This window comes from Thalassoroseus pseudoceratinae, from assembly GCF_011634775.1.
GTDB lineage: Bacteria > Planctomycetota > Planctomycetia > Planctomycetales > Planctomycetaceae > Thalassoroseus > Thalassoroseus pseudoceratinae.
Map to the genome: position 1 here is coordinate 976,186 of NZ_JAALXT010000002.1, position 25,630 is coordinate 1,001,815.

General features: G+C 52.7%; 19 protein-coding genes. 11 read left to right on the forward strand and 8 right to left on the reverse strand.

All coding sequences use genetic code 11. The annotated features are described in order from the left end of the window. Window positions 1-210: 210 nt before the first annotated feature. Both G6R38_RS09320 and G6R38_RS09325 read right to left on the reverse strand, forming a co-directional pair. The gene (locus tag G6R38_RS09320; protein WP_166823330.1) at window positions 211-516 is read right to left on the reverse strand and encodes a hypothetical protein; all 306 of its coding nucleotides are present in this window, start codon (window positions 514-516) and stop codon (window positions 211-213) included. A gap of 346 nt (window positions 517-862) precedes the next feature. After that, complete coding sequence (locus tag G6R38_RS09325) at window positions 863-1,894, reverse strand: ferrochelatase (RefSeq protein ID WP_166823333.1); 1,032 nt, start codon at window positions 1,892-1,894, stop codon at window positions 863-865. 345 nt (window positions 1,895-2,239) lie between these two features. Here G6R38_RS09325 and G6R38_RS09330 point away from each other — a divergent pair, with 345 nt between their 5' ends. The 7 genes from G6R38_RS09330 (at window position 2,240) to G6R38_RS09360 (ending at window position 11,308) form a co-directional block, all read left to right on the forward strand. Further along, the gene (locus G6R38_RS09330; protein ID WP_166823336.1) at window positions 2,240-3,754 is read left to right on the forward strand and encodes a UDP-N-acetylmuramoyl-L-alanyl-D-glutamate--2,6-diaminopimelate ligase; all 1,515 of its coding nucleotides are present in this window, start codon (window positions 2,240-2,242) and stop codon (window positions 3,752-3,754) included. Window positions 3,755-3,801: 47 nt separating this feature from the next. After that, a complete protein-coding gene (locus tag G6R38_RS09335) occupies window positions 3,802-5,211 on the forward strand; it encodes a UDP-N-acetylmuramoyl-tripeptide--D-alanyl-D-alanine ligase (RefSeq protein WP_166823339.1) in 1,410 nt (469 codons plus the stop codon). A 342-nt stretch (window positions 5,212-5,553) separates the two neighbouring features. Continuing rightward, window positions 5,554-6,573 carry a phospho-N-acetylmuramoyl-pentapeptide-transferase gene (mraY, locus tag G6R38_RS09340; RefSeq protein ID WP_240928132.1) on the forward strand — a complete coding sequence of 340 codons (1,020 nt, stop codon included), beginning with the start codon at window positions 5,554-5,556 and terminating at the stop codon, window positions 6,571-6,573. Between the two features lie 282 nt (window positions 6,574-6,855). Continuing rightward, window positions 6,856-7,944 (forward strand): FtsW/RodA/SpoVE family cell cycle protein, encoded by a 1,089-nt coding sequence (locus tag G6R38_RS09345; protein ID WP_166823346.1) that lies wholly within the window; start codon window positions 6,856-6,858, stop codon window positions 7,942-7,944. After that, complete coding sequence (locus tag G6R38_RS09350; RefSeq protein WP_206028519.1) at window positions 7,937-8,962, forward strand: amidohydrolase family protein; 1,026 nt, start codon at window positions 7,937-7,939, stop codon at window positions 8,960-8,962. Before G6R38_RS09345 ends, G6R38_RS09350 begins: the two co-directional genes overlap by 8 nt. Before the next feature lie 64 nt (window positions 8,963-9,026). Further along, window positions 9,027-10,544 (forward strand): sodium:solute symporter family transporter, encoded by a 1,518-nt coding sequence (locus G6R38_RS09355; protein ID WP_166823349.1) that lies wholly within the window; start codon window positions 9,027-9,029, stop codon window positions 10,542-10,544. Next, on the forward strand, window positions 10,541-11,308 hold the full coding sequence (locus tag G6R38_RS09360; RefSeq protein ID WP_166823352.1) for a creatininase family protein: 768 nt from the start codon (window positions 10,541-10,543) through the stop codon (window positions 11,306-11,308). Before G6R38_RS09355 ends, G6R38_RS09360 begins: the two co-directional genes overlap by 4 nt. Before the next feature lie 128 nt (window positions 11,309-11,436). On the opposite strand, the gene G6R38_RS09365 is transcribed toward G6R38_RS09360, so the two are convergent. Next, window positions 11,437-12,174: an SDR family oxidoreductase gene (locus tag G6R38_RS09365; protein WP_166823355.1), complete on the reverse strand. Its 738-nt coding sequence runs from the start codon at window positions 12,172-12,174 to the stop codon at window positions 11,437-11,439. A 378-nt stretch (window positions 12,175-12,552) separates the two neighbouring features. On the opposite strand from G6R38_RS09365, the gene G6R38_RS09370 reads away from it, so the two are divergent. Genes G6R38_RS09370 through G6R38_RS09385 form a run of 4 tightly spaced genes read left to right on the forward strand, consistent with a single transcriptional unit; the run spans window position 12,553 to window position 15,802 of the window. Beyond that, entirely contained in the window at window positions 12,553-13,383 is an 831-nt protein-coding gene (locus tag G6R38_RS09370) for a hypothetical protein (RefSeq protein WP_166823358.1), read from the forward strand. A gap of 20 nt (window positions 13,384-13,403) precedes the next feature. Further along, the gene (locus G6R38_RS09375) at window positions 13,404-14,621 is read left to right on the forward strand and encodes an ABC transporter permease (protein WP_166823361.1); all 1,218 of its coding nucleotides are present in this window, start codon (window positions 13,404-13,406) and stop codon (window positions 14,619-14,621) included. Between the two features lie 2 nt (window positions 14,622-14,623). After that, window positions 14,624-15,319 (forward strand): ABC transporter ATP-binding protein, encoded by a 696-nt coding sequence (locus G6R38_RS09380; RefSeq protein ID WP_166823365.1) that lies wholly within the window; start codon window positions 14,624-14,626, stop codon window positions 15,317-15,319. Between the two features lie 51 nt (window positions 15,320-15,370). Further along, window positions 15,371-15,802, forward strand: coding sequence for an ArsR/SmtB family transcription factor (locus tag G6R38_RS09385; RefSeq protein ID WP_166823369.1), 432 nt, complete (start codon window positions 15,371-15,373; stop codon window positions 15,800-15,802). Between the two features lie 119 nt (window positions 15,803-15,921). On the opposite strand, the gene G6R38_RS09390 is transcribed toward G6R38_RS09385, so the two are convergent. The 5 genes from G6R38_RS09390 to G6R38_RS09410 form a co-directional block, all read right to left on the reverse strand. Next, entirely contained in the window at window positions 15,922-17,310 is a 1,389-nt protein-coding gene (locus G6R38_RS09390; protein ID WP_166823372.1) for a DUF1552 domain-containing protein, read from the reverse strand. Window positions 17,311-17,360: 50 nt separating this feature from the next. Further along, a complete protein-coding gene (locus tag G6R38_RS09395; protein WP_240928133.1) occupies window positions 17,361-19,004 on the reverse strand; it encodes a DUF1592 domain-containing protein in 1,644 nt (547 codons plus the stop codon). 390 nt (window positions 19,005-19,394) lie between these two features. After that, window positions 19,395-20,837 (reverse strand): sulfatase family protein, encoded by a 1,443-nt coding sequence (locus tag G6R38_RS09400; RefSeq protein WP_166823380.1) that lies wholly within the window; start codon window positions 20,835-20,837, stop codon window positions 19,395-19,397. Between the two features lie 62 nt (window positions 20,838-20,899). Continuing rightward, window positions 20,900-22,207, reverse strand: a complete 1,308-nt coding sequence (locus G6R38_RS09405; protein ID WP_166823382.1) for a Gfo/Idh/MocA family protein — start codon at window positions 22,205-22,207, stop codon at window positions 20,900-20,902. A gap of 273 nt (window positions 22,208-22,480) precedes the next feature. After that, the gene (locus G6R38_RS09410) at window positions 22,481-25,582 is read right to left on the reverse strand and encodes a tetratricopeptide repeat protein (RefSeq protein WP_166823384.1); all 3,102 of its coding nucleotides are present in this window, start codon (window positions 25,580-25,582) and stop codon (window positions 22,481-22,483) included. Between the last annotated feature and the right edge of the window lie 48 nt (window positions 25,583-25,630).

Here is a 25,630-nt window from a genome sequence, read left to right on the forward strand (position 1 = left end):
AGAGGACACCCATCGGTTGGTCATTCAACCAACGGGTGGCGAGAAATTATCAGATGATGCCTTCGACGTATAGCCGAGTTTTCCAACTTTTGACGTTTTTTTGGGCTTGCTGCGGAACCGATTTCCGACAGACAATTGGAACAAACTGCTCTCAACGAATCGGAAAGGATTCGGTGACAATTCGAACGTCTTCAGCATTCGTGTGACCTGTTACCCTTTGAAGGGCTTTGTCCACACGACCAGCTTGTTCAGGATTTCCGTCGCTCCGGTGACCCGGCTCACGAAGCCTGCCACTTCACTCACATCGGTCTCGGAGCACATCACCCCTTCCAGACAAACGCCACCACCCGGAACGCGGCGAACAACCAAACGCTCAAACTCGAAATCAGGGTGGCTCAAGAGTTCACGGCGGAGCCGAACTTCCAGCCGATCGGTGAAGTCGACAGCAGCAGTCGCATTCATGGGAGCTTTTTTCGGAATTGGGGATTGAAGGGAAGGATCGAGCGCAGGCTTCATTTTCGACTCCAGTCCGATGAGGATCATCCTGTGACCACATTGAATCACGCGGCCCGTAACGCCGAGTTTACCGTGGCATCAAAAAAAACAAAGGTAAATTCGGGCGTTTTGTTGCAAATAAATTTTGCATAATCGCCACGCGATGCAAAAGATGTGCCCCATTCCCCAGGTGTGAGCTTTTCTCAAGTCCGCTCCCTGCAGAAATTTGCGTCTACTGCAGGCGAAAGTGTCGGGTCTCAGGAACTCAGAATTTCTGAGTTTCCGCCGTGGCTTCAGAGTAGAATGCGGGAAATTGAAAAAATGCCGTGAATTCCATCGCCGCTGTGTAAATTTAGGGCAGGGGTGATCAACGGCGTTGCGGGCGAGCAGGGGCCGGACAACAATCGACCGGACAGACATCATGATTCGGGCCAAATTCCCCAATTGCTCGCCGGGGAATGTCAGAGTCTAGACGTTCCTGAATGAGTTCTCTCAACATCTGCACGAATTTCGGATGCGTGCCGACACTCTTGGCTCGCACCATTTGCATGCCAAGTTCATCCGCTTTTTCCTGCGCTTCTTCGTCCAAGTCAAACAAGACTTCCATGTGATCGGACAAAAAGCCAATCGGCATAACGACAAGATTCTGCACGCCCTCGTCGTGGACTTGCTGGATGTGGTCAAGGATATCTGGTTCCAACCATGGATCTTGCGGTCGCCCACTGCGACTTTGATACACAAGTTGCCAACGATCCTCAGACACTTCGAGCGACTCAGCGACCAACCGACACGTTTCTTGAAGCTGCCGTTCGTAGTTGCAGTGATTGGCCATCGACATTGGGATGCTGTGGGCTGTGAAAGCGATATGAATGTCGCTGGCCGGGCTCGAAGCAGCGAAGGCATTCATTGCATGTCGAACACGGTCCACATTGGCGTCGATGAACAGGGGGTGATTGTAGAAGACGCGAATCTTGTCGACTTCGGGGACGCCATCGCCCACGGCGTCCTGAGATTTCGCCACATCCTCGCGATACTGACGGCAACTCGAATATGAACTGTACGCCGCCAGGACCAACCCCAATGCTTTCTGAATGCCATCATCTTTCATGCTTTGCATCGTGTCTGTGAGCATCGGATGCCAATTTCGATTTCCCCAATACATTGGCAAATCGACCCCATGCGATTCCAACTCCGGTCGCAAAGCATCCATGAGTTCCCGCACTTGGCCGTTGATCGGGCTCACGCCGCCGAAGTGGTTGTAATGCTCGGCGACTTCCAGCATCCGTTCCCGCGGCACATTCCGTCCTCGTAAGACGTTTTCAAGGAACGGAATCACATCGTCGGGGCCTTCCGGACCACCAAACCCAATCAGCAAAATAGCATCGTAGGCGGAATTCATTGCGAGTATCTCGTCGGACAAACTGAGTTTCGGGAGTTTGGGGGTATTATGGTCGGTCTGGTCGGAATGGCAAATCGAATGCGACACCTCCTGCCGCGCAAACAACCATGCATCCCATGAAAAGTCGTGTAACTCTTACAAGCACACCGAAAATCGGCCAAATGCAGCTTGCAGGAAATCGTTGAAATAGCCACAATCCCGCCCGCTCGGTTGGACCTGGTTCAACGAGCAGACGCAGTAAAAATCACGCCCGGAATCGAATCGACTGATCAGGATGAGACGTTGATTCCTTCGTCACAAACGTCGTGAGGAAGCTCCGGGAATTTGGGGCACGGAGGCTGAGCAATGTCGCCATGGCTGCCGCAAAGTCAAGAACCGGTCAGTTTGCGACAACTGTTTCCGGCTGCCAGTTTTGTGGGATGTGCGGATATCCGCATCACCGACATCTGCGAAGATAGCACGCGGTGCAAACCTCGAACAATGTTCGCGGCCTTGCCTGGAACGCGTTGCCAAGGAACCGCTTTCGTCGCCGACGCTGTGAATCGGGGAGCCGGTTCCGTTCTCGTCGAGCGTCCACTGCCGGATGTGTCGGTACCGCAATGCGTCGTGCAAAATGTGCGGGCGGCGTACTCCTATCTTTGTGAAGCGCTCCATGAATATCCGTCGCAACGACTCAAAACCGTTGGAGTGACCGGAACCAATGGCAAGACGACCACCACCTATCTGGTTCGCTCGATTCTCAAGTCCGCTGGGCATCCAACGGGGATGATTGGCACGATCGAATATGACGACGGAATCGAACAAAAACCGGCCCAACTGACGACTCCAGATTCCGCAACATTGGCATCGAGTTTGTCGCGGATGGTACACAACCGCCAAACTCACGTCGCGATGGAACTGTCCAGTCACGCATTGGACCAAGGGCGAGCCGCCGGAACTCAACTTGATGTGGCCGTGGTCACCAACGTCACTCACGACCACTTCGACTATCACCGCGATTCCCAGGCATATGCCGAAGCAAAATCCCGAATCTTCGATCAATGCAAACCGGGAGCAACGATCGTACTGAACGCCGACGATCCGTCGTCGCAAGCATTTCAAGCCCGACTTGCCGGTCGCAAGGTGGTCACCTACGGCATGAGACCCAATGCCAACGTTACCGCTGAGGTCTTGGAGCACTCACTGCACGGAACCCGATTCCGCGTACATGTCGGCACTGACTCTCAAATGTTCTGGACCAGCCTCATCGGTCCGCATAATGTCTCTAACTGCCTTGCTGCCATCGTTGCGACATCGACGTTCGGTCTCTCTCTTCGAGAGATTTCCGCCGGAATCGAACGGCTCGATGTGGTTCCCGGCCGTCTGGAGCGGGTCGTACACGATCGCGACTTTCACCTCTTTGTGGACTACGCTCACACCCCCGATGCACTCACGCATGCCATCGAAACATTGAAACCGCACACCGCGGGAAAACTAATCTGCGTCTTTGGTGCCGGTGGCGATCGTGATCAAAGCAAACGACCATTGCTAGGCCGAGCGGCGACTGAGGCGGATGTGGCAATCATCACAAGCGATAATCCAAGGTCCGAAGACCCAGCATCGATCATCCAAGATGTCGCCGCAGGTGTGACAAACGCTCGCTGTGAATATCACACCGAGACGAATCGGAGAGCTGCAATCGAACTAGCAACTTCGCTAGCCACGTCGGGAGACACTATTCTGATTGCCGGCAAAGGACACGAACGGTTTCAAGAGATCAAAGGGGAACGATACCCATTTGACGACCGGGAAGTCGTTCAAAACATTCTGCCTTTTCGACTGCCGCAGCCACAACCTGTTCTTGATCGCATGAGTGCTTAGCTCGACGTTCCCGGCATCCAACACAATAGTTTTATATAGCCCACACAATGCAGCCAACCACCCTCGACAACTTAATCAACGCTGTCCACGGCCAAGCCGTCGGGGTGACGGGTGGGGCGGTGTTTCATCGAATCCAGACAGATTCCCGGAAAGTTCAGCCGGGCGACGTGTTTTGGCCACTGTGTGGTCAACGATTCGACGGACACAACTTCGTTACTCAGGCTTTTGAAAACGGAGCCATCGCGAGCGTTGTTTCTCGGCATCACGCAAAGTGCACTGGTTCACAGAAGAGTACTATTCTCGTTTCGGACACAAATCAGGCATTGCAAAATTTCGCGCGATGGCACCGACAGCGATGGGGGAAACCAGTTATCGGAGTGACTGGTTCCTGTGGCAAAACGACCACTCGTGAAGCCATCCATTCTGTGCTATCAACTGTAATGACCGGCTGCCAAAGTCATTCGAATAACAACAATCATTTTGGTGTGCCTTATACACTTCTCAATATTCGGCCTGACGATCAGTTCGCCGTCGTCGAGTGTGGTGCGTCGGCACTTGGAGAAATGCAAGATTTGGTCTCGTGTTGTCAGCCGACGATCGGTGTGATCACCGGTGTCAGCAACTCTCATCTCGAAGGTTTTCAAAGTCTACAGGGAATCTATACAGAAAAGACCAGGATGGTCAGCTCCTTGAAGTCAGACGAGCTTGCCATCGTAGCCGGTGATAACCGGAAGCTAAGAAGCTTAGTCGAAAAACTTAGCTGTCGAACACTATACGTCGGTGAGAACTCTGATAATCATGTACAGATTGAATCTGTTCGACTGAATAACGAGCAGACCGAGTTCCAGGTTGGCAAAGAAACGTTTTGTGTACCCCTAGCTGGCAAACACAACGCTCAAGCCGCCGCGATCGCCGTTGCGATTGGTCGAGAATTTGGCTTGTCAACAAATGCGATCCGCGAAGGGCTCCTGAACATTGAGCCAATCCCAGGGCGTTGCCAAGTCGAACGGTTCGGCGGCTGGACCGTCATCAACGATACTTATAATGCCAGTCCGACATCGACGTTGGCTGCATGTCGATTGCTGAGAGATTGGGATGCTCCGTTCTCAGCGCAAAAGCATCTCGTTCTCGGTGACATGTTAGAGCTTGGCGATCGGTCAGCGGCCTTCCATCAGAAGCTAGGACGGCAAATTGCAGCTAGCGGAATCGATCAACTTCATACATATGGCGTGGATGCAGAATATATTGTCGCGGGAGCCGTCGAAGAGGGCTTCCCTTCGATGCGAACAAATGCTAGTAACTCCTTAACGGAACTATGCAAACAACTTGCAGGCAGCCTTAGCCAAAATGACGTCGTCCTCGTGAAAGGTTCGCGAGGAATGCGAATGGAACGGGTTGTTGAATTCCTACGATATCAGTTCCTATGTTCGAATTTGAACCTCGCAAAAGCAGCCTAATACAAACTGAATACAACTGGATATGTCGAAACTAACCTGTTAGATTTTGTCGTTTACGTATGGGTTTGCGGGGATCCGACGTGACGCTCAACTCGCTTGAGTGCGAGCAAATCGGTAATGGACCAAGTGGTTACTGGGTCGATCACTCCATCTACCGCTTGACGACAGAATCTAAAGACCGGATGTCGGGAGCTTACTCCCGGCATCCGGGGATACAACTGAAGTTGCTAACTCTTGTCCTTGATCTAGTAGGTTCCCTCCGTGCTGTTTTGGTTGCTTCAAGACTATGCACGCAGTATATGGCAGCTGGAGGGGACAGCAAGTGGTTCTAGCGTCTTTCTGATGGCTCGAATCGTGTTGGCGACGTTGACATCGTTTTTGTTTACGCTGTTGTTCGGTCCCGCAGCGATTCGTTGGCTGCAGCAGCGATTTCGTGAACCGGTCCGAAGTGACTCCACTCGTCTCGATGAAATTCAAGCTAGCAAGAACCAAACGCCGACAATGGGTGGCTTGCTAATCATATCTGCGATTGTGATAGCGACTCTGCTTTGGGGAGATCTACTCAATCACTATATTCAAATCGGGTTGGTCGTGGCTTTAGCATTTGCAGGGCTCGGCGCATGGGATGATTGGACGAAGCTCAAGACGTCACGTAACGGGCTGAGTGTCAAACAAAAACTATTGGTCCAAGTGGGGATTGCTCTGTCTGTTGCGGTCCTGCTGTACCTCGCTGAACGGCAACATTCAACAGAGGCAAGTCTCTTCTGGCCGTTTGGTGGACACCGAATACCACTCGGAATCGGTCTGGTCGTTTGGGCGGCATTCGTGACCGTCAGCGTTTCGAATGCAGTCAATTTGACAGATGGGTTAGATGGTCTTGCTAGTGGCTGCATGATCTGTGTGGCGACAACGTTTGTCGGTCTGACATTCATTGCGGGCAACCAATTCTTCGCGAATCGCCTGACTGTCCCTTATGTGAGTGGGGGCGGTGAGGTTGCCGTGCTCATGAGTTCGATGTTGGGCGGGTTGCTTGGATTCTTGTGGTTCAATTGTCATCCCGCGCAGGTTTTTATGGGGGATACGGGATCCCTATCAATCGGTTCACTCCTCGCGTTTGCAGCGGTGGTCGCACGTCAGGAAGTTCTGCTTGTCATCTGCGGAGGTGTCTTCGTTGTAGAAGCGATGAGTGTGATTCTGCAAGTCGGATGCTATAAGCTCACTGGTCAACGAATCATACTCTGTAGTCCATTACACAATCACTATTTGTTTCGAGGCGATCCTGAAACTCGAATCGTGATCAGGTTTTGGATTGCGTCCGCAGTCCTTGTTGTTGTCGGGATTGGTACCTTGTTGATTCGATAGGATAATGAAGTGCCATGCTGCCACGAGAATCGATCGATTCGCAAGGTTCTCGAGTCGTGGCGACTGATCTCAATGAAATTTGATGTGTCGTTAGGGAGAGAGGGAATAGAAGCCGGCTTGGCTAGCTGATTGCTAGTCTCGCCGGCTTCGCCCTTTTATGAAAATGGAATCGGATGTTGATCCCTTCAATTTGCTGACGTTCGTTCAGCTTTGGTGATCATCTCGTCTTAGTTGTATGTCGGTGAGCTCTCGAACTCGTCTGGCGACGTGTTTAGATCTGTTATGGACGCGACTCGAAGCCTGTTTCTTTCACTGATTGCAGTTCTCGCAAGCTGTGGCTTATTGATGGTCCACAGTGCGAGCGTCACGTCATGGCCGACGGAAGCCGATCAAATCTATTTGTCCCGTCATGCCGTGTTCGTTCTACTGGGGGGCATTGCCGCCCTAGGGTGTTCGTGCATTCCTGCGAGTCGATTGAGACAACTGGCTCCGTGGATGTTCGCAGGGACAGTCTTGTTGCTAGTCGCGGTTTTGGTTCCTGGTTTTAGTGTCCGAGTCAATGGAGCTAGACGTTGGCTACGGGCTGGTGGTATTTCGTTGCAACCATCGGAGTTTGCGAAGATTACGCTTCCTCTCTTGCTGGCCTCTCTGGCAACGACGCGGACACAGATGATGCGGCATTGGCTTTGGGGAACGTTACCTTTCTTGTTGCCAATCGGTCTAGTTGGTGGACTTGTGCTGGTCGAACCGGACTTGGGGACCGCCGCATTCCTGATGGCTAGCGGGTCGTTGTGCTTGTTCTTCGCAGGATGGCCTCTGAGAAACTTCATATTTGGCTGCGTGTTTGGTGGGCTTGTGCTGGGCTTTGGAGTGGGGCTGAGGCCGTATCAGCTTGAACGGATCCGCGGGTTCATCGGAGCTTGGACGGATTTCGATTCCGCACCGTATCAACTGAAACAGTCTCTCATGACATTGGGGGCGGGCGGGGTTGATGGCGTCGGGATCGGCAATGGTTGGCAGAAGCTGAGTTTTCTGCCTGAGGCAAACACGGATTTCGTGATTGCGGTGGTTGGGGAGGAGCTTGGTCTCGTTGGTACGTTGGGATTGGTTGCCGTCTGGCTGGGTGTTCTGCTGACCGGGTTTCGCCTGCTGGAACGGTGCGAACCTCACAGTTTTTCCGCGATTGCTGGTAAGACTCTCATCGCCCAGCTTGTGTTGCAGGCTGCAATAAACGTTGCTGTTGTGACCGCCATGGTTCCACCGAAGGGGATTGCTCATCCACTTGTGAGTTACGGTGGTAGCAATCTGTTGGTCAGTTTTATCTCCGTTGGATTGATTCTCAGCCTGACCAAATCATCAGCAGATGGCTAGAGAACTTGCGGGTTGCTGGAATCTTGTTGGATATCCATCTATTCTGGCCGATATGAAAACCTCGCAACTCACACGCCGACAAGTTCTGCTCGGGAGCGCCGCCATTCTCGGCGGAGTCCGTTCCGGAATCGTGACCGCCGCTGATCGAGAATCGCAACTCGAAATCATCGATTGCCATACGCATTTCTATGATCCGACTCGGACGGAGGGCGTTCCGTGGCCGCCGAAGAAATCATCGCTCTATCGAACGGTTCTGCCTCGGCATCTGAAGGAGTTGAAGACCTTCCGGCCGGTCACGGGTACGGTCATTGTCGAGGCAAGCCCTTGGGTTGAAGACAACGCTTGGCTACTCGATCTTGCCAAGGATGATCCTTTTATCGTCGGCATTGTCGGAAACCTAACGCCGGGCGAAGCCGACTTTGCGAAGCATCTAAAACGGTTCGCAGCAAACCGACTGTTTCGTGGGATTCGCATTTCGGTGAAGCTGTTGAAGAACCTCTTATCGAACGGCAATTTGAACGATCTTCGGTTACTAGCAGATCACGATTTGGCGCTCGACGTCAACGGCGGACCGGAAACGCCCGCTGTCGTCGCAGAACTGGCCGGTAAGCTCTCGGATTTGCGGATCGTGCAGAATCACATCGGCAACGTTGCAATCACGAATTCGCCGCCACCGAAAGAATGGCGAGATGGAATTCGTGCGGCGGCGAAGCATCCAAATGTATATTGCAAAATCTCTGCACTCGTCGAAGGTGCTACTCGAAGGACGAAGGCTGCTCCACCGTCGGACTTAGATTTCTATCGTCCCTATATCGATGTTGTTTGGAATGCGTTTGGAAGCGATCGTGTGATTTACGGCAGTAATTGGCCGGTGTCCGAACGGGCAGCAAGTTACGAGACGTTACAGCGACTTGTGTTCGAGTACGCCACAGAGAAAGGTGATTCGGCACTTCGCAAGTTCTTCTCAGTCAATGCGAAGGCGGCCTACAAATGGGTAGATCGTCCAGGCCGAGTTTAGCAGCCGTTGTTGACTCGTAACGATCGTCTCATCCATATCTTTGACTTCTTCCTTGTAGGGTCTCGTGCATCCACTCGATTTTGTGACTGTGGCTGGGTATCTCGTTTTGATGCTTGGCCTGGGGTTTGTTTTCGGGCGTAACCAATCGCGACAAGAATTCTTCCTAGCCGGCCACTCGATGGGCTGGATCCCGGTTGGGTTGAGTGTGATGGCAACGCTGTTTTCCTCGAATAGTTTTGTCTTCTATCCCTCGGCAGCATTTGGGGATAGTCTGCGTATCGGCCTGTCACTCGTGGCCTTTACATTTATGACTCCGATTGTGGTCTGGGTGTTCATCCCTGTGTACTCTCGTTTGGGAGTCGAGACGGCCTACGAATACTTGGAAATGCGGTATCATGTTTCGGTTCGCACACTCGCAAGCGGACTGTTCATCTTTCTGCGAATTGGCTGGATGGCGTCGGCAACCTATGCCGCATCAGTCGTCGTTTCCAGCGTGATGGAAGTGCCACAGACGGCGGTGATTATCGTGCTCGGTCTTGTGTCCATCGGCTACACCATGCTCGGTGGATTGCGGGCTGTCATGTGGACTGACGTCCTACAGTTTGTCGTTTTCGCAGTGACAATCCTACTGACTCTAGGTCTCGTCATGGAGTTGACAGGTTTCGGTCCTAGTCAGTTGTTCGACACTTACTTCGCGAACCGAAAAAACCTAGTCGTCGATTTCTCCCCGTCGCTGACACTCAAGCACGGTAGCTGGGCAATACTCATCGGCGTGTTTTTGGAAGGGCTATCTGCGTTTGGGGTCGATCAAGTTGCGGTGCAACGGTATTTGTCGTCTAAGAACGAACGAACATCGCAATGGGGAGCAGCCTTGAACTTGGCTGCAATGTGGATTGTGCTACCGGGTCTACTAATGATTGGCGTCGGTCTATTTGCGTACTACGCGCAGAACCCAACCGATCTTGCAAGCGGATCTCTTGCCGAAGCTATGGCTGCGGACGAGACTCTGGCCGATCGAGCCTTGCCGGAGTTTGTCCAACTCCATTTTCCTGCAGGATTGGCGGGGTTGTTCCTCGCAGCATTGATGGCAGCAATTATGTCGAGTATTGACTCCGGTGTGCATTCAGTGACAACGGCTTTGATCGTGGACTTTCGTGATCGTCTTGTCCCCCATTGGCGGCCGACAAATGAACGTGGAGAAGTTCGATTCATCCGTGGCTTGATTGTACTCATTGGTGGTCTCGCAATCGCACTGGCCTGCTATGTCGAAACACTTGGCGACGACGTGTTTGATGTCGGCAAGAAACTGACTGCCGCATTTGGCGGGCCGTTGCTTGCGATCTTCTTATTAGCATTGTTCTCGCGTCGTACAACCACGCGAGGAGTATTGTTGAGTGTCATCGTTTCAACGATCTTGACCTTGGTCTTGATGTACACACAAGACTGGTATTCCGTGTGGTATTGGCCTGTCGGGTTTGGGATGGCGATGTTCTTGGGATACTTCCTTAGCCTGTTTGGGACCGCTCCACAAACACGATACACATACCTTGATATTCTCAAAAGAAAGATGGACAACTCATGAAGTACATGGAAATGACCGCGACTCAACTTGCGAAAGTTGATCGTCAAGAAACCCTCGTCATCGTGCCGATTGCTGCTGTCGAGCAGCACGGTCCACATATGCCTGTGGGCACCGATACGGTTCTTTGTACGGCGGTTGCTGAAGCGGCGGAGCAAGAACTGCCCTCACAGGTGTTAGTTACACCCACTGTTTGGCTCGGAGCAAGTTCCCATCACCTGCGGTTTGGTGCGACATTAGATGCCGATTTAGACACGCATATTACGGTGCTTTGCGACATCGCCGTGTCTCTGCTCGATGACGGGTTCACGCGGGTTCTGTTTTTGAACGGGCATGGTGGCAACGTGGATCCGATGCGAGTCGCCGCCAGGAAGTTGCAGCCAATGTACCAGAACGCAGTCATCGCAGCTGGAAGTTACTGGGATGTTGCCGTCGCCGAACGCGAGCAACTCTTGAAAGGTGATCACAAGTTCGTCGGTCATGCTTGTGAGTTTGAAACTGCGTTGATGCTTCATGTTCGGCCGGAACTTGTTGACAAACAGTTCTGTAGCAACGCAGGCGAACTCGTACCGAGCGAAGTTGGAGACATCTTTGTGAGCCGCGATATGACTCAACGGACGCAAGCCGGTTTCACTGGACGCCCGGATCTCGCAACCGCCGAGACCGGCGAAAAACTGTTTCAAGCCATCGTCACCAACCTCGAAGCGACGATTCAATCCTTACTCTCTCAACCGCTTGGTGACAGTTACAAAGATTTCGTATCCTAATACCAACATTGTCGATCGCGAATGACTGAAGCACCGGCCCGCTGTGATAGGTTTCCGTAGCGAACGAAATCGGCGGGCGCTCTGCTAGGACTCTGATCGTCTGGAGTCACGCGGCTCGTCGAATGCAACTAATTGGACATCCCGCCATCAGCTCGGATCTGTTGACCAGTTATCCAGCCGCCCTCACTGCTAGCCAAGAACGAAGCAACAGCTGCGATATCGGTTGGTGTTCCGAGTCGGTCAAATGCCGATAGGTCAGCAAACTCTTGTTTTTCGGCTTCGGTACGCTGATCGACCATACCTGGGCTAGTCGCACCAGGGCGGATACTATTGACGGCAATCCCACGATTGCCAACTTCTTTGGAGAGTGAAACTAACATGGCATCGATGGCGGCTTTCGTCGCAGAGTAGATGCCCGTACCGAGGCGAGGCCGTTCCGCAAGCTGCGATGAAACGAATAGGATCCGGCCGTCGTCTCGCACGTGTCGCGCTGCTTCGCGAATCGTTAGAAAGGCACCACGCGAGTTGACTGCGTGAACCTGATCAAAATCCTGCATGGTGCATTCGGCAATTGGGCCGCTCGTGATCGTTCCTGCGTTCACGACCACCACGTCGACACCACCAAACCGTTGAATCGCTTCGGCAAATAGTTGTGTGACCTCCGACTCCTGGCGAACATCCGCGTCCATTGAAAATGCAGTGCCGCCCGCAGACTCGATGTCAGCGACAACGGATTCGGCAGAACGTTGGTCCGTGCTGTAATGGACAACGACATTGAATCCGTCCGACGCAAGACGTCGGCAAATTTCGCTGCCAATTGCACCTGAGCCACCCGTTACGATTGCCGTCTTAGTCGTTGCAGTCATACGTTCAGCCTTTTCACCGATGAGAGTACCCAGTGAATGATCTGGCAGTTGACGAGGAAACCATATCTTGTTGGAAGTCGCCATCTTAGGTGATCGTCATCTGATCTGCACGCTCAATCGGTGTGAGCAGCCGACGCGGATCGTGAGATTCTCGGACTCATACTAAATTCGTATATGCGTATGGTCGAATATGCGATATAGTTCGCTCGCACCCATCAATGTCGGTCGGGAAATGAGATTCGATGTTGTGGCTGGAATTCCGTAGTCGCTGGGGAAGATCGTCTTTCTTTGAGCGACCCGGAATTGGACCTTGCACGACGATCGTTTGTTTAGTGTGTAGGTGGGCACAGTTTTCGTTGCTCTTGGAAGGAGTCTGAGATGGCTAACAGGTTTTTCAACGGCAAAGTGAGGATCTTGGTGATCTGCATAGTCCATGCGATGTATGCTGGTGTCCACGCGAATCACAAGGCCGAAGATTCGCAGGGCGCCTCTGGAAGTCCCGCGTTGAGTATGCTGGCAACCTCAGCCGAAGAAGGGTGTTTCACCTATGTCCTATTTTGGCGAAACAATGACGACGCCACTCAACGAATGGGAACCAATCTTCAGCAAGCGACTTCGAGGATGAAGTTACGGGTGAACACGGTTAGTGTCCGTGTGACCGACCCGCATGAGTTGGAAACGGTGAAACGATTTGATGTGGAACGGGCGCCGTTGCCACTCATTATTGCGGTAGCGCCGAATGGTGCGGTCACCAAAGCATGGTTTCTTAAGGCGTCGCGAGAACAACTTCACGAGGGGCTCGTCAGTGCGGGGACCGCTGCATGTCTCAAAGCTATGCAGCAGAAGAAACTTTCGTTGATTTGCGTGTACAATTCAGTGACTGCACATCGCGACTCCCTGAAGCAGGCTGCGATTGGCATCAAAGCTGACAGGCGTTTTGGCGCTGCCACCGAGGTAATCGAAATTGATCCCGCCGATGTCCGTGAGCATGCGTTTCTAGCGAGCCTTCAAGTCAAACCGAACTCAAACGAGGCGGTGGCGGTGTTAGTCTCACCGGCAGGGCATCCGATTGGCAAGATGACAGGTGCTGTCACGGCTACGCAGTTGATCAAAACAATCGAGGCGGCTATGCAAGGCTGCTGTCCCGGCGGAACTTGTGGACCGGAGGGCGGTTGTCCTGGTGGTCAGTGCCCACCTCAACGGAAATAACACGAGAAGGAGTTCACATTATGAATCTTCGCACTCTAGTGTGGCGCGAATTATTTGAACGCAAAGGCCAGATGCTCACGATCGTTGTGGGAATCCTGCTGGGCATCACCACCGTTGTTGCTATTCAGAATATTACTTTCTATTCCGAAAAAGCGGTCGCGGTTGAACTCGATCGCCTCGGCGCAAACGTATTGATTTTGCCGAAATCCGTTTCACTTCAGGACTACTATGCCGCTGACATGCATCAGGAAGTGATTCCTGAAGAGTATGTCATGCGGCTGACGTTATCAGAGTTGCAAGGAGTCGATAATCTCTCACCAAAACTCTGTGTTCCCGTTGAGCTACACGGGCGCAAGTATCCGCTGACAGGCATACTGCCGAAGAGTGAATTCCAGGCCAAGGCGGCTTGGGCAGGTGCGGGGATTTTTTCACGTCCTATTGGCTGTGGGGCGTTGGAGTTGGAGACCGAAAACGCTCAGGAAGACCGGAAAGATCTTGTGCGGAATCGAGTCATCAAAGATCTTGCCAAGGACGAGATCTTGGTTGGTTCTGACCTGGCTGAGACCCAACAATTGATGGAAGGGGAGAGTGTCGAACTTCTCGGCGAGTCGTTCAAGGTCATTGCTGTTTTGCCAGAAACTGGCACTGTTGATGACTCACGAATTTTTGCTCATCTACACCAAGTACAGGACCTGACGGGCCAAGGGCCAGTTGTCAATTGCATTGAAGTTGTTGGTTGTTGCAAGGAGATTTCTGCCGGGCTCGTCGAGGGGGTGAATGAGTTGCTCCCCGACGCGAAGGTGGTGACTATCAAGCAAGTCGTTGATACTCAGGTCAAAGTCCATCACATGATGGAGCGGCTTTCACTGATATTTGTCGCGATTATTGTCGTTGTTGGCGGGGCGGGTATTGCAAACTTTATGTTTGCGAATGTCTCGGAGCGTCGTCGAGAAATTGGCACTCTCATGGCAATGGGAGCACAGTCGCGACTCATTCAACGATTGTTCCTTGCCAAAGCCTTAGTCTTGGGATTTGCAGGTGGTGTGGGAGGCTTTGTTATCGGCACTATGTTAGCCGTCACTCTAGGGCCAAAGCTTGCCGGTGTCCCTGTGCTGCCAATGCCAATGCTTTCCCTGTGGGCAATTGCAATTTCCGTGGGCGTTGCTCTGGTCGCTAGTTACATTCCAGCTCGACGGGCTGCTATGCTCGACCCTGTCACAACCTTTCGGGAGATTTAGCCATGTTGAGCATGGAACATGTCAGCAAGAACTACACGCTTCGGAAGCAGAAAGTCCCTGGGCTTATCGATGCTTCGATTGAGATTGAGCGAGGGGACTTCGTATCACTGGTTGGTCCTAGTGGGAGTGGCAAAAGCACACTCCTATTGATGCTGGGGGGGATGCTATCGCCGACTTCAGGGCGCATTACACTCGATGGTCATTCGGTCTATGATCGTACGGCGGACCAACGAGCTGAGCTGCGTCAGCAATACATCGGTTATGTATTCCAAACCTTCAATCTAGTGCCGTATCTGACGGCTTTGGAAAATGTGCAAATACCGATGTTCTTGGCATCTGTACCGAAGTCTGAGCAACACTCGCGGGCTGAAGAATTACTACGCCGAGTTGGACTAGGCGATCGCATGCATCACAAACCGACTGAGTTGAGCGTGGGGCAGCAACAGCGGGTCGCACTCGCCCGCATGCTTTCCAATGATCCCGCGGTCATACTCGCTGATGAGCCAACAGGCAACCTCGATCCGGAGACGGCTTCGCAGGTGATTGGCTTCTTCGAGGAGTTCAACGAAGAAGGCCGTACGATCGTCATGGTTACTCACGACCCCAATGCTGCGAAGCGTGCGAAACGGATGGTCCGCCTCACTGAAGGGCGGCTCGTGGGTGAGTTGCTATCGACAGCGACATCACGAATCGCATAACATTTGCGGGCAAGGTTAATCGACGACGGACGCATAACGCCAGAGGTCGGCATGGCTAACAACACCAAGACTCATTCAAGATCTGATCGCAAGGTCTCTCGTAATCGAGCACCCGTTAGCACGTCGTCGATTGACCCTCCCGATAACACGATACCAGAACTGTTCCAGGCATTCTCGGACCGTACGCGATTGCGAGTGTTGCACTTGTTGTTACGTGGCGAGACCTGCGTCGGCGATTTAGTCAGCGTCTTGAGGTTGCCGCAGCCACGGGTTTCTCAGCAGTTGTCTCGTCTACGCAACGCGGGATTGGTCGTGGGGCGAAAAGAAGGTCAATGGACCCACTACTCGCTGGCGAAACCAGTGTCTGCGGTTCATGAACAGTTGCTAAAGTGTCTTGAACTGTGCTCCGAGGAAATTCCGGAACTTCAGGTCGATGAGTCGCGTGCAGACGCATTGGATCAAGATGGACATTGCTGTTCGTAGATTGATTCTGTGGATTGTCAACTAGCGGTCACAGCGACCGACAGCTGTCGTCTCTACATGAGACAACCCAGCGTCGGTCGGGCGAATACGGATACTCAAAGAGAGTCTTCCCTAATTCCCTAGGTGTTCGCGGTCATCTCTGTGATTTGTTTGTTGGCGATTCCGATTGGGCGGTCCAGTGGGATCCCGATGCAAGTTAAGATGGTGGTAAGTAAGTCACCTTGATTGCCCTTCACGTCGGGCAGGAACTGACCCGTTTTGATAGCACCGCCCCCACTTCCAGCCAGGATGAACGGTAAGTTCGCACGAGTGTGTCGGTCGCCATCTTCGAGACCGGAACCCCACATCATAATGCAGTTGTCCAGCAACGTGCCATCACCTTCCCGCAAGCTGGCCATCTTCTTCACCATATAGGCAAACTGCTCGATGTTGAATGCCGTGATGGCTGCGACCTTGTTGACCTTCTCGGGCTGGTTATTGTGATGCGTTGTCGAATGGTGTTTGTCGGTGAAGCCCAGTTCCGGGTAGGACGCTCCATTCGGAGTGGAACCGATATAGGTGCAAACGCGTGTGGTATCGGTCTGAAATGCGAGAACGTTGAGATCACACATGACCTGCATATACTCGCTGCGTTTGTCGCCTTCTGGAATTTTGATCTCAATTGGAGGAGAATCTGACTCGTGACGACGACTGGAACGAACACCCGCTTTTTCCAATGCTGCTTCTTTTTGGCGATGTTCAATAGCGGCAATTCGTCGTTCCACCGAGCGAACGCTGTCTAGATATTCGTCGAGTTTTCGTTGATCGGTTGGCCCTAAGTTGCGTCTCAGATCCCGCGCTCCGCCTAGCACAAGATCCAACATGCTTCGGTCTAGAGGACTGATTCCTGTGGATGCTGCTCCACCGCCTTGTTCCTTTGTGTTGAACAAGCGGTTCAAGACGTTTCGCGGATTGATTTCTGCCGGGACCGCCTGGGTCGGTGAGCGAAAGCTACAGTGAGAATAGTAGGCCTCATTCAAACCCGCTTGGTTTTCCTTCCAAGTTTGCGGCATGGTCGCCAGTTCCAAGGATGGCAGTGTGGTGAATGCTCCTAATGCGTTGGCGGCGATCTGATCGGCGGAGATGGAGATACTAATCTCATCGCGTTTCGCAGGATTTGGCAGTGCAGCAGTCAGCCAGGTCGAAAGTTCGAGGGCGTGGGGGGCACCACGGTAAGGACCGTTCGGCACACCCGCAATCCCCTTCATCATCAGACACTTGTCGAGAACCGGACGTAAGGACTCTAACGCTGATGGTGGATTCGAAAGGAAGCTCTCCGCATCTTTCGGCCAAAACTCGTCCATGATGACGCCATGTGGCATATACATAAATCCGAGTCGGACGGGCGGTTTGAATGCGTTCTTGTCGCTAGCCTCAGCCCAGCCCATTGCGTCTAACATTGGAAGGGCAAGTGCGGCACCTGCGCCTTTGAGCCAAGTTCGACGATCAATGATTGTATTCTTGCTCATAAGTCTAGTCTTCTATCCGAACAGAAAGTTTAAAGTTAGCTTGAGCGATTCTACTTGGTCTGGCGGTGCGTAAATGGATAACTCGTGACGACTGCCGTGATGAGTGTCTGCATTCGGTAGTCATCCTCGGCGATCTCACGCATCAAGTCGTCGACAACTATCTCATCATATCCAACGAGATTTCGACACAACGCGTAGGCTAGCAGCTTCTCAACGAAATTACGTGAAAAGTCATCAAGTCGTTTCGCGATGATAGCCTTTAATTCGTGAGGGCTCGAAAAATGATTTCCACCGGGAAGTTCACCAGACGCATCAATCGCATGACCGTGTTCGTCTTGATTTCTCCATCGGCCGATCGCGTCGAAGTTTTCGAGACCAAATCCGATCGGATCGAGCAATCGATGGCAATTCGCACAGACCGGATCTTTGCGATGTAATTCGGTACGCTCGCGGAGTGTCAGTTCTGCAACCGAGGTTTGATCCTGTTTCTCCAGAGCCGGCACATTGGGGGGAGCCGACGGTACATGATCGCCGAGGACCTGTTCCAGCACCCAAACACCCCGAATGACCGGGCTCGTGCGATTCGGAAATGAGGTCGCGGCAAGAATCCCCGGCATGCCCAGAATGCCACCACGGTTTTTATCGGCCAGTTGAACCTTTCTCATGTCAGGTCCGATGATCGACTCCTGCAACCCATAGATCTTGGCGAGGTCTTCGTTGAGAAATGTGTAGTCGCTATCAAGAAACGTCGCGACGCTGCGATTCTCACGAACAATATCTTGGAAGAACAGACGCACTTCGTCGTACATCGCCGAACGCATGTCGCTCGTCATTTGCGGGAATTTTTCCGGGTCGAACGTTTTCGTTTTCAAGTCGCCAAGTCCAAGCCACTGGGCTCCAAAGCCGTCGAAGAGGGCTCGCGAACGAGGGTCGTCGAGCATTCGTTTGACTTGGCTCTTGAGGACGGCTGGCTCATGTAGTTTCTTGGAATCGGCGAGTGCCATCAACTCATCGTCTGGCATCGTGGCCCATAGCAGATACGATAACCGCGATGCGAGTTGGTAGTCGTCGAGCGGAACAATCGTCGCTTCGTCGCGAAACTCATCCGCTGGAGTGATGAAGAGAAACTGAGGAGAAACAAGCATCGCCTTGAGCATCAATCGCAAGGCAGTTTGATGCTCAAGTTTGTTTCGTCGGCCTAGGTCGTAGACGTCCATTAGGACTTTGATTTCTGCATCGGTTGGCGGACGACGGTATGCCTTTTTCGCGAGTGACTTGGCGATCTCTTGAGTTACTATTCGTGTGTCATCGTCCTTGCCAGGAGGCTCGCCCAAGAGTCGTAGTTGCAGGTCTGTGGGTTGGGGATTGTCTGGTCCAAAAACTTCGGCAAGTGCTTGATCGGCAATCGAAAGGTATTGCTCAAGCTGAAGTGGCGAGAGTGAATTTAAGTATCCTGCGCCGCTTACCTCATCCGGAAGACTATCAACAATGTTCGGATCAACGCCTAACAGATCGCGTAGTGTATTTCCGTATTCCGTCTTTGTGAGCCGTCGAATCACGAATGGCCCGGGATTTTTGGGGCTGAGATACTTAATCTTGTCCAGCCACTCTGCGAACATCTGACGTTCTTCCGCCGTCGGTTGGTCCAAACCGTCTGGCGGCATATCGTGAGCTTTCACCCTGGCGGCAGACATCTTCCATTTTTCGCTGAACGCCGCATGTCCGGGAGTGCTCAGCGCGGGAGTAAAACTCAGTCCGGCCTCTGTCGGTCGTCTATTCTGATGACAATCAAGGCAATAAGTCTTGATAAACGGGACGACTCGTTTATTGAAGAACGTCTCGGCCTCTGCTTTTTGTGTAGTCAAAGTCTCATTTGCGGTGTTCTCAGCCGTGCATGTGCTGGGTGAAAAACACGTTTTGGCCATGAACACGACGATGACGCAGCAGAAAGTTGCAGTTGATTTTCGCATACGAGAATTCAATTGATACCGTTCTAGATACTAATGTTCGTAGTGCACCAATTCTGGTTTACCAGCAATCATACGGGCTAACGCTCTAGCCGTAATGTCAAAGCGAGATCAAACCTAGTTCGATGAAAGCTGGTATTTTTGCTCGACTGTTTTACGGAACTCTGGGTCCGTGAACGGGTCGTGCGTTTGCTTTTGCCAGGTTTTGAGAGCGTCTTTCAAACGCTGTAATTCCTTGTCCATCGATGGATCATCTGACAAGTTGATAAATTCGATGGGGTCACTCTCAAGATCATATAGTTCCCATTCTGGTGGTTCTTTGAGACGCTCCATAGCGATACGAGCGGGATGGTTTGGGTCGAGTTTTTCCGCCATGACATTTGCTCGGTCGCCGTCAACGGACGGGGACGCTGATAGTTCACCGGCACGGATGTTGTGGATCAATTTGAACCGACCATCGGTAATCGCTCGTCTCGGGAAGAACGGTGATGCGCCATGGTAGTGGAATTCCGCAACCAAAGTCTTTCGCCAATCAGTCGAGTTCGAAGGTGTTAGTACAGGTTTGAGCGAGCGACCATGGAGTCGCTGTGGCAGTTTGATACCTGCCGCTTCGAGGATCGTGGGGTAGATGTCAATGCTGCCGACCAAACGGTCAGAGACATGAGGTTGTGAAACCCCTGGCCAACGAGTCAGGAATGGCACACGGAGTCCCGCTTCATAACAGCTCGTTTTGCCCCGAGTGAATGGTGGTCCGTGATCTCCTAAGAAGATGATCAGTGTGTCGTTCCAATGGTCTGTCTCGTGCAACAGGTCATTCAGCATTCCAATCGCAGCATCGATCCGATGCACACAGTTATAATACCCGGCAATTTTTTTGCGTTGTGCGGGGGTATCAATCTGCTGCCATGGCCATGCTGCAACATCGTCTGCTGTTAGGATAGATTTCGGCAGGCCATCAACTTGGTCCGGAAAGTACTGTGGTCCGCGTTCACCGTTTGCTAGTCGGTCTCGGGCCACATGCGGATCAAACAAATTGAACATGAGAAACCAAGGTTGATCGCCTGATTTACTCACGAAAGTTCGTGCAAATTGGACTTGCTTCTTGACCTGTCGACTGCCAAATCCCACACGCTGCCGCATATCGAATCGGAATTGTTTTTCCGGATTCACGTGTAGCTTGCCGATGATGCCAGTTCGATAGCCGGCCCGCTTCAGGACATTCGGCAACAAATCGTTGTATAACTCTTTGTGAAGTTGAAAACCGACATTCGCGTTTGCCAGTCCATAGTGACCGTTTCCATGCGGATACAATCCGGTGAACATCGTCGAACGCGACGGACTACAGGAAGCCTGACTCACATACGCCGTCTGAAACTGAACGGAATGCTTTGCCAACTCATCAATGTGAGGCGTTTTGGCAATTGGATCGCCGTAACAAGAGAGCTGAGTTCCCAGGTCATCTGCCGTAATCAACAGGATGTTTGGAGGCTCTGAAGCACGACTGATGCTAGAGAACAGCACAAAAACGATAACGGTTGTTCGAAGCATCAATCGAGCCACGAGTTTTTCCTTGCTGATAGGCAATTCATGAAACAGGTGATCAAAACCACTTAAACACGCTACTAGACCTCCCAGTTGCGTGCCGCGCGGGAACGCAAGAGGTTTGCTTCGGCGTCGTTGATGAATTCTTCTTTGACGGGATCGAGTTTGAGTTTGCGTCCGAGGATCCAGGCAATGGCTGCTGCGTGGCTAGCAATGTGTGATCGCCGCATGACGTCTGCATTTGCCGCTGTCTTTTCCCGAGTACGAATGCAGTCAAAGAAGTCGCGCGAGTGAGCTGTGACATCCAAACCGCGGATGCGTTTGTATTGGGAGCCAAGCTCTTTGGCGAGCGATTCTGGTTTGGCGACAATTTCGCCGCTGTCTCCGGTTTCGACCGACCCTTCATCGCCCACGAAACGCACAGGGCAGGTGCCTAAACGTGTTATGTAGTGCGGTGATCGATCCCCAAATGGATCTTCAAGGAAATCGATGACCAGTTTCACGCCATTCGCATAACGGCAAATAATGTTTTCTTCTGTCGGTTCGTATTCAATGGGCATGGTGTCATCGGCTTGATTGGCCCATTGACACAGGTCGACGGTATGCGCGCCCCAATCCAGCAGTCGCGCGCCGGAATCGAAATCCCATTGTCCACGCCATTTTCCGTTGACGTACTTCTCGTTGTAGGGACGCCATGCCGCCGGTCCGAGCCAAAGATTCCAATCGACAACGTCGCGTGGCGGTTGCGGTTCTGCGGGTAGCCAAGTGTTATCGAGCACCGGCGTATAGATCGATGCATGCATTGTATGCAACTTGCCGAGTTGGCCGGAGTGAGCCATTTCCACGGCCTTCTGAAAGTTCGGTACGCTCCGGCGTTGTGTACCGGCTTGGAACACGCGCTTCTCACGATGCATAGTGTCCGCAAGTTCTTGGCAGTCTTCAATCGTGATGCCGCACGGTTTCTCGCTATAGACGTCTTTGCCGGCTTTGGCCGCGAGGATCGAAGCCGCCGCGTGCCAACGATCCCCTGTCGCAATCAGAACAGCGTCGATGTCTTTGCGGTCCAGCAACTCGCGAAAGTCCCGGTATAGAACACAGTCACTGTTTTGATAGTGACCGTCGACTAATTTCTTGCCAGCATCCCGGCGTTTCGCCTGCACGTCAGCAATTGCGACGCAACGGACATCCGAGAACTTTAGCATCGACTTCAAGTCGTATGTGCAACGTGGACCGATGCCGATGACACCCAGAGAAATTTTCTCGTTCGGCGAAGTGCCCTCGCGACCCATTACGTGGGACGGAAGCACTGTAAACATGGAAGCTGCAGCGGATGCGGCTGCCGTTTTGACAAGAAACTCTCGGCGTGTTGAATCGGTTCGTGGGGTCATAGGTCGCGCTCCTGGGGCAATTGATTGTTGATCGTATTGCGTCGTGTCTTGTGGTGGTCAGGAAGCAGTGGCTTGTTCGCGTCCAAAACGGATACAGAAGACCGTAATACGTTCTACGTTGATCCAATCATCGGACTCTTATGATATGTTAACGGTTTATTCGATGCGATCGTACTCGCCACTGGCAATAATTCGGATTGTCGGTGGGGATGACATGGAAGGAACATGGCGTGCAATCGACGCCGTTTCACGCAGCGTCAACTGTGAGGAAGGCTAGGTGGCGTCGCCGTCGTTGCTGCCGTTCTGGAGGTTCTCCAAGAAACCTTGCACTCGGTCTCGTTTCTTCGGAGGGAGTCCCGGTGAATCGACGGTCAACGAAAGTTCGAAACAGGCGGACGCTTTTTCAGTGTCGGCTCGTTGTAGGTAGAACAAGCCGCGATTGAAGTGTAGCCAAGCGTTCTCGGGTTTGGCTTCGAGCGATTCGGAGAAGCATTGTTCCGCTTCCTCAAAACGCTCTAACCCCGTCAAGATTCGGCCTTTGCCATTCAGACTGTAGGCCAAGCCTGCTGCATCGTGCGATTCTCGCGCCCGCTTCACCGATTCTTCGATGTATCCCATTGCGTCTGTGAACTCACCGATTTCGGCCAAGATTTGTCCGCACGCGCTGTAGTCATGACGAGAGGCTTCCTCGGGATTTTCCAGCACCGTTTTGTAATCGTCCAGGGCTTCAATGAATTGCTCGTTGTACCAATATGAACCACCACGAACCCGGCGGGCGTCAACACTATCGGGCATGAGTCCCAATGCGATGGTGGCTTCCTCGATCGCAGTGTCGTAGTCGTCTGCGCGGTTGCAGACGATGGCTTTCATCAAGTGACGTTGAAAGGACAGTTCAAAATTGACGAGGTCTTCCCCATCGGTCGCGTCATCCGTCTCGGGAGGTTCATCACCCGATTGCGATACGAACTCTCTGGCGACGCTGCCCCCAACTTTCCAGGCTTCGGATTCCGGGTTCAGTTTCTCAAGCCGATCGTAATCTTGCTTGGCTTTCTCGAATTCTCCCGCGAGGAGATGAAGGTAGGCACGCCGTTCCAACGCGGGCAGTGCATTGGTTTCAAAATCCAGCAAAACGTTGAGATCCGCGATAGCTTCTTCGATTTCGTTCGCTTCCGCCAAGATATCCGTCCGCAAAAATCGAGCGTGACTATGTGACGGATTCAACGCCAGTGCTTTGTCGATTTCCGGTCGTGCCAAGTCCTTTCGCCCCTCGATGATGTAGCAGAGTCCAAGACCGTGGTAAGCCGCTGCCTCGTGGGGGGCCATCTCTTTAACGGCCTCGAAGTCCTGTTTCGCTTCCGTTGTGTTCTCCTGCCGAATCCGGGAGTAGCCGCGTTCGATCACCGGTTCCGGCCACACGGGGTCTAACCGAATGGCTTCGCTGAAATCCTGTTCGGCGATTTCGTCCTCGTCGTTCGCCACATGCACACGAGCCCGATAAAAATACGCGGGCCCATATTCCGGTGCTTCCTCGATGACTTCCTCCAACAACTCTCCGGCGGCGTAGAACTCCTCGCGAGTAATGAGGCAAATACTCTTGAGGAGTTTCGTTTGTGGGGTTTTGAAACCAAGAGACTCCGCATGGGCAATTTCCTCCAACGCCTCGTCAATTTCTTCTTGAACGATGAGGAATTCCGCTTTCGTCAACCGTGCGATTGGGTCTTGGGGGGAAATCTCGATGGCTTTGCGACAGTCGTCGAGTGCCAACTCCATTTTGCGACATGCGGCACGGAAGCGGCTTCGGCAGAGTAGTAACTCGTGGGACTGTGGGTTTTCGGAAACCAATGTCTCGATGAGCGTTTCGGCTTCGGCGGTGCGATCTGCTTGACGCATCGCGGTCAATTCGAGTTCCGTGGAGTCAATCGTTCGTGTGGAGCAACGGTGAAACTCTCGAAGATCGGACAGCACGGCGTCGGTGTCGTTTTCTTCCTGCCATCGGATCTTCGCCCGGAGCAGGTAGGCCGGCCCGTAGTTCGCGTCTTTGAAGATCGCCAGCTTCAGTGTTCGCAAGGCGGCATCAGTGGCATCGTCGGCGAGGTCCAATTGGGCTTTGGCGAGATACAAGTCGCCATGCTTAAGTTCTCGCATACCCTGTTCGATCGTCTGTCTCGCCTCATCTTCGAGACCCAAGTGTCGCTGACATTGTGACAGCATGATCCGTGGCGTGGGGTCCTCGGGAAACGCGGTTTGAAACTCCACCGACTTTTGAGCCGCACGTTCCCACTCTTCCGTTTCCACATAGGTTTCGACTTCCGCGGCCGACCAGAATGGATTCTCCGGTTCCGTCTGCTGCATCTGGCGATAGAGTTTCAACGCTTCCTCAAACTGATTCTCCGAACGCAACATCGTGCAGTGGAGCGCAGTCATGGCAGGCTCATCGGGAAAATGCGAAAGGAACGCTCGCGTGTTCGTCGAGGTGGCTTCGACGGCCGATGTAACCGGTTCGATGTGGCAATAACGAGTCACCACGTCCAGCGGCGTGACGGAATCTTGTGTTTGTAACTGGCGGTACCAAGTCGCAAATGGGGGATCGACCTGAAATTGAGCACGGTCCTCTGGAGAAGAATTGTCGCGTTGCACACAAAACAGAAATGGTCGATCGACCGGCCAAGTGGGAATCTGCCGCAGTCGCGATTTGATCGGCTCGAGCAGCAGGGCAATTTCGATTGCGTTCTCTTGAAGTTCAAATTCCAGACGTCGGCCCGGGAGTAACGCGACCGCCACTTGGATGAGTCCGTTTGTCTTCACGGAAGACTTGCTGTACACATCGTCAATTGCCTTCAGCGTCAAATAGCCGAGGGCTCGGCAGATCACCTCGGGAATCTCGGGCCAATGTTCTGATGCGTCGGGCAACAAACTTTGAACGACTTCGCGTCGCCGCACGGATTCGTCAAACCGCTGAAACCGAGGTTCCCCGTCCCAGTAGAATCGAGTGGCGAGTGGCGTGAGTTCGGAGGACGGGAAGATCTGGAGCAGCAGCCCGTAAATCGTGACTTTCGACAGCAAGTCTTTCAGCTCGACGGCTTTCTCTTCCTGCTGAGTGGATGCCTTCCGTCCCCATTGAAAGAGTTTTTTCAATCGCTGAAGATGTTGCGAAGGTGTCGCGAATGGTGGGCGGCGGCGACAGCGTTTGCAGATCCGAAGCGGTATTACGCAGCCGAAAACATCATTCGTGACGCGAACGTCCACACACTCCCCGGTGACCGTATCACAGACCGCACATTGTTTGGGGAGTTCGCATTTCTTCAGCAACTCTCGGATATTGGAAATGATGAGGTCGCGGAAAAAGTAGACTTCGAACCGTTCATTCAGGTTCATTTGTCTCGGCTCAGATTCTTGACGATGCATCTCTTCGTCGCTTCACGT

Excerpts from the sequence above, each read along its gene's own strand:
- G6R38_RS09325 (WP_166823333.1), bottom strand. The coding sequence starts at position 1,894 with ATGAATTCCGCCTACGATGCTATTTTGCTGATTGGGTTTGGTGGTCCG.
- G6R38_RS09360 (WP_166823352.1), top strand. The coding sequence starts at position 10,541 with ATGAAGTACATGGAAATGACCGCGACTCAACTTGCGAAAGTTGATCGT.
- G6R38_RS09375 (WP_166823361.1), top strand. The coding sequence starts at position 13,404 with ATGAATCTTCGCACTCTAGTGTGGCGCGAATTATTTGAACGCAAAGGC.
- G6R38_RS09335 (WP_166823339.1), top strand. The coding sequence starts at position 3,802 with ATGCAGCCAACCACCCTCGACAACTTAATCAACGCTGTCCACGGCCAA.
- G6R38_RS09410 (WP_166823384.1), bottom strand. The coding sequence starts at position 25,582 with ATGAACCTGAATGAACGGTTCGAAGTCTACTTTTTCCGCGACCTCATC.
- G6R38_RS09320 (WP_166823330.1), bottom strand. The coding sequence starts at position 516 with ATGAAGCCTGCGCTCGATCCTTCCCTTCAATCCCCAATTCCGAAAAAA.
- G6R38_RS09365 (WP_166823355.1), bottom strand. The coding sequence starts at position 12,174 with ATGACTGCAACGACTAAGACGGCAATCGTAACGGGTGGCTCAGGTGCA.
- G6R38_RS09390 (WP_166823372.1), bottom strand. The coding sequence starts at position 17,310 with ATGAGCAAGAATACAATCATTGATCGTCGAACTTGGCTCAAAGGCGCA.
- G6R38_RS09345 (WP_166823346.1), top strand. The coding sequence starts at position 6,856 with ATGGACGCGACTCGAAGCCTGTTTCTTTCACTGATTGCAGTTCTCGCA.
- G6R38_RS09385 (WP_166823369.1), top strand. The coding sequence starts at position 15,371 with ATGGCTAACAACACCAAGACTCATTCAAGATCTGATCGCAAGGTCTCT.
- mraY (WP_240928132.1), top strand. The coding sequence starts at position 5,554 with ATGGCTCGAATCGTGTTGGCGACGTTGACATCGTTTTTGTTTACGCTG.
- G6R38_RS09330 (WP_166823336.1), top strand. The coding sequence starts at position 2,240 with ATGTCGCCATGGCTGCCGCAAAGTCAAGAACCGGTCAGTTTGCGACAA.
- G6R38_RS09380 (WP_166823365.1), top strand. The coding sequence starts at position 14,624 with ATGTTGAGCATGGAACATGTCAGCAAGAACTACACGCTTCGGAAGCAG.
- G6R38_RS09350 (WP_206028519.1), top strand. The coding sequence starts at position 7,937 with ATGGCTAGAGAACTTGCGGGTTGCTGGAATCTTGTTGGATATCCATCT.
- G6R38_RS09405 (WP_166823382.1), bottom strand. The coding sequence starts at position 22,207 with ATGACCCCACGAACCGATTCAACACGCCGAGAGTTTCTTGTCAAAACG.
- G6R38_RS09395 (WP_240928133.1), bottom strand. The coding sequence starts at position 19,004 with ATGTCTGCCGCCAGGGTGAAAGCTCACGATATGCCGCCAGACGGTTTG.
- G6R38_RS09370 (WP_166823358.1), top strand. The coding sequence starts at position 12,553 with ATGGCTAACAGGTTTTTCAACGGCAAAGTGAGGATCTTGGTGATCTGC.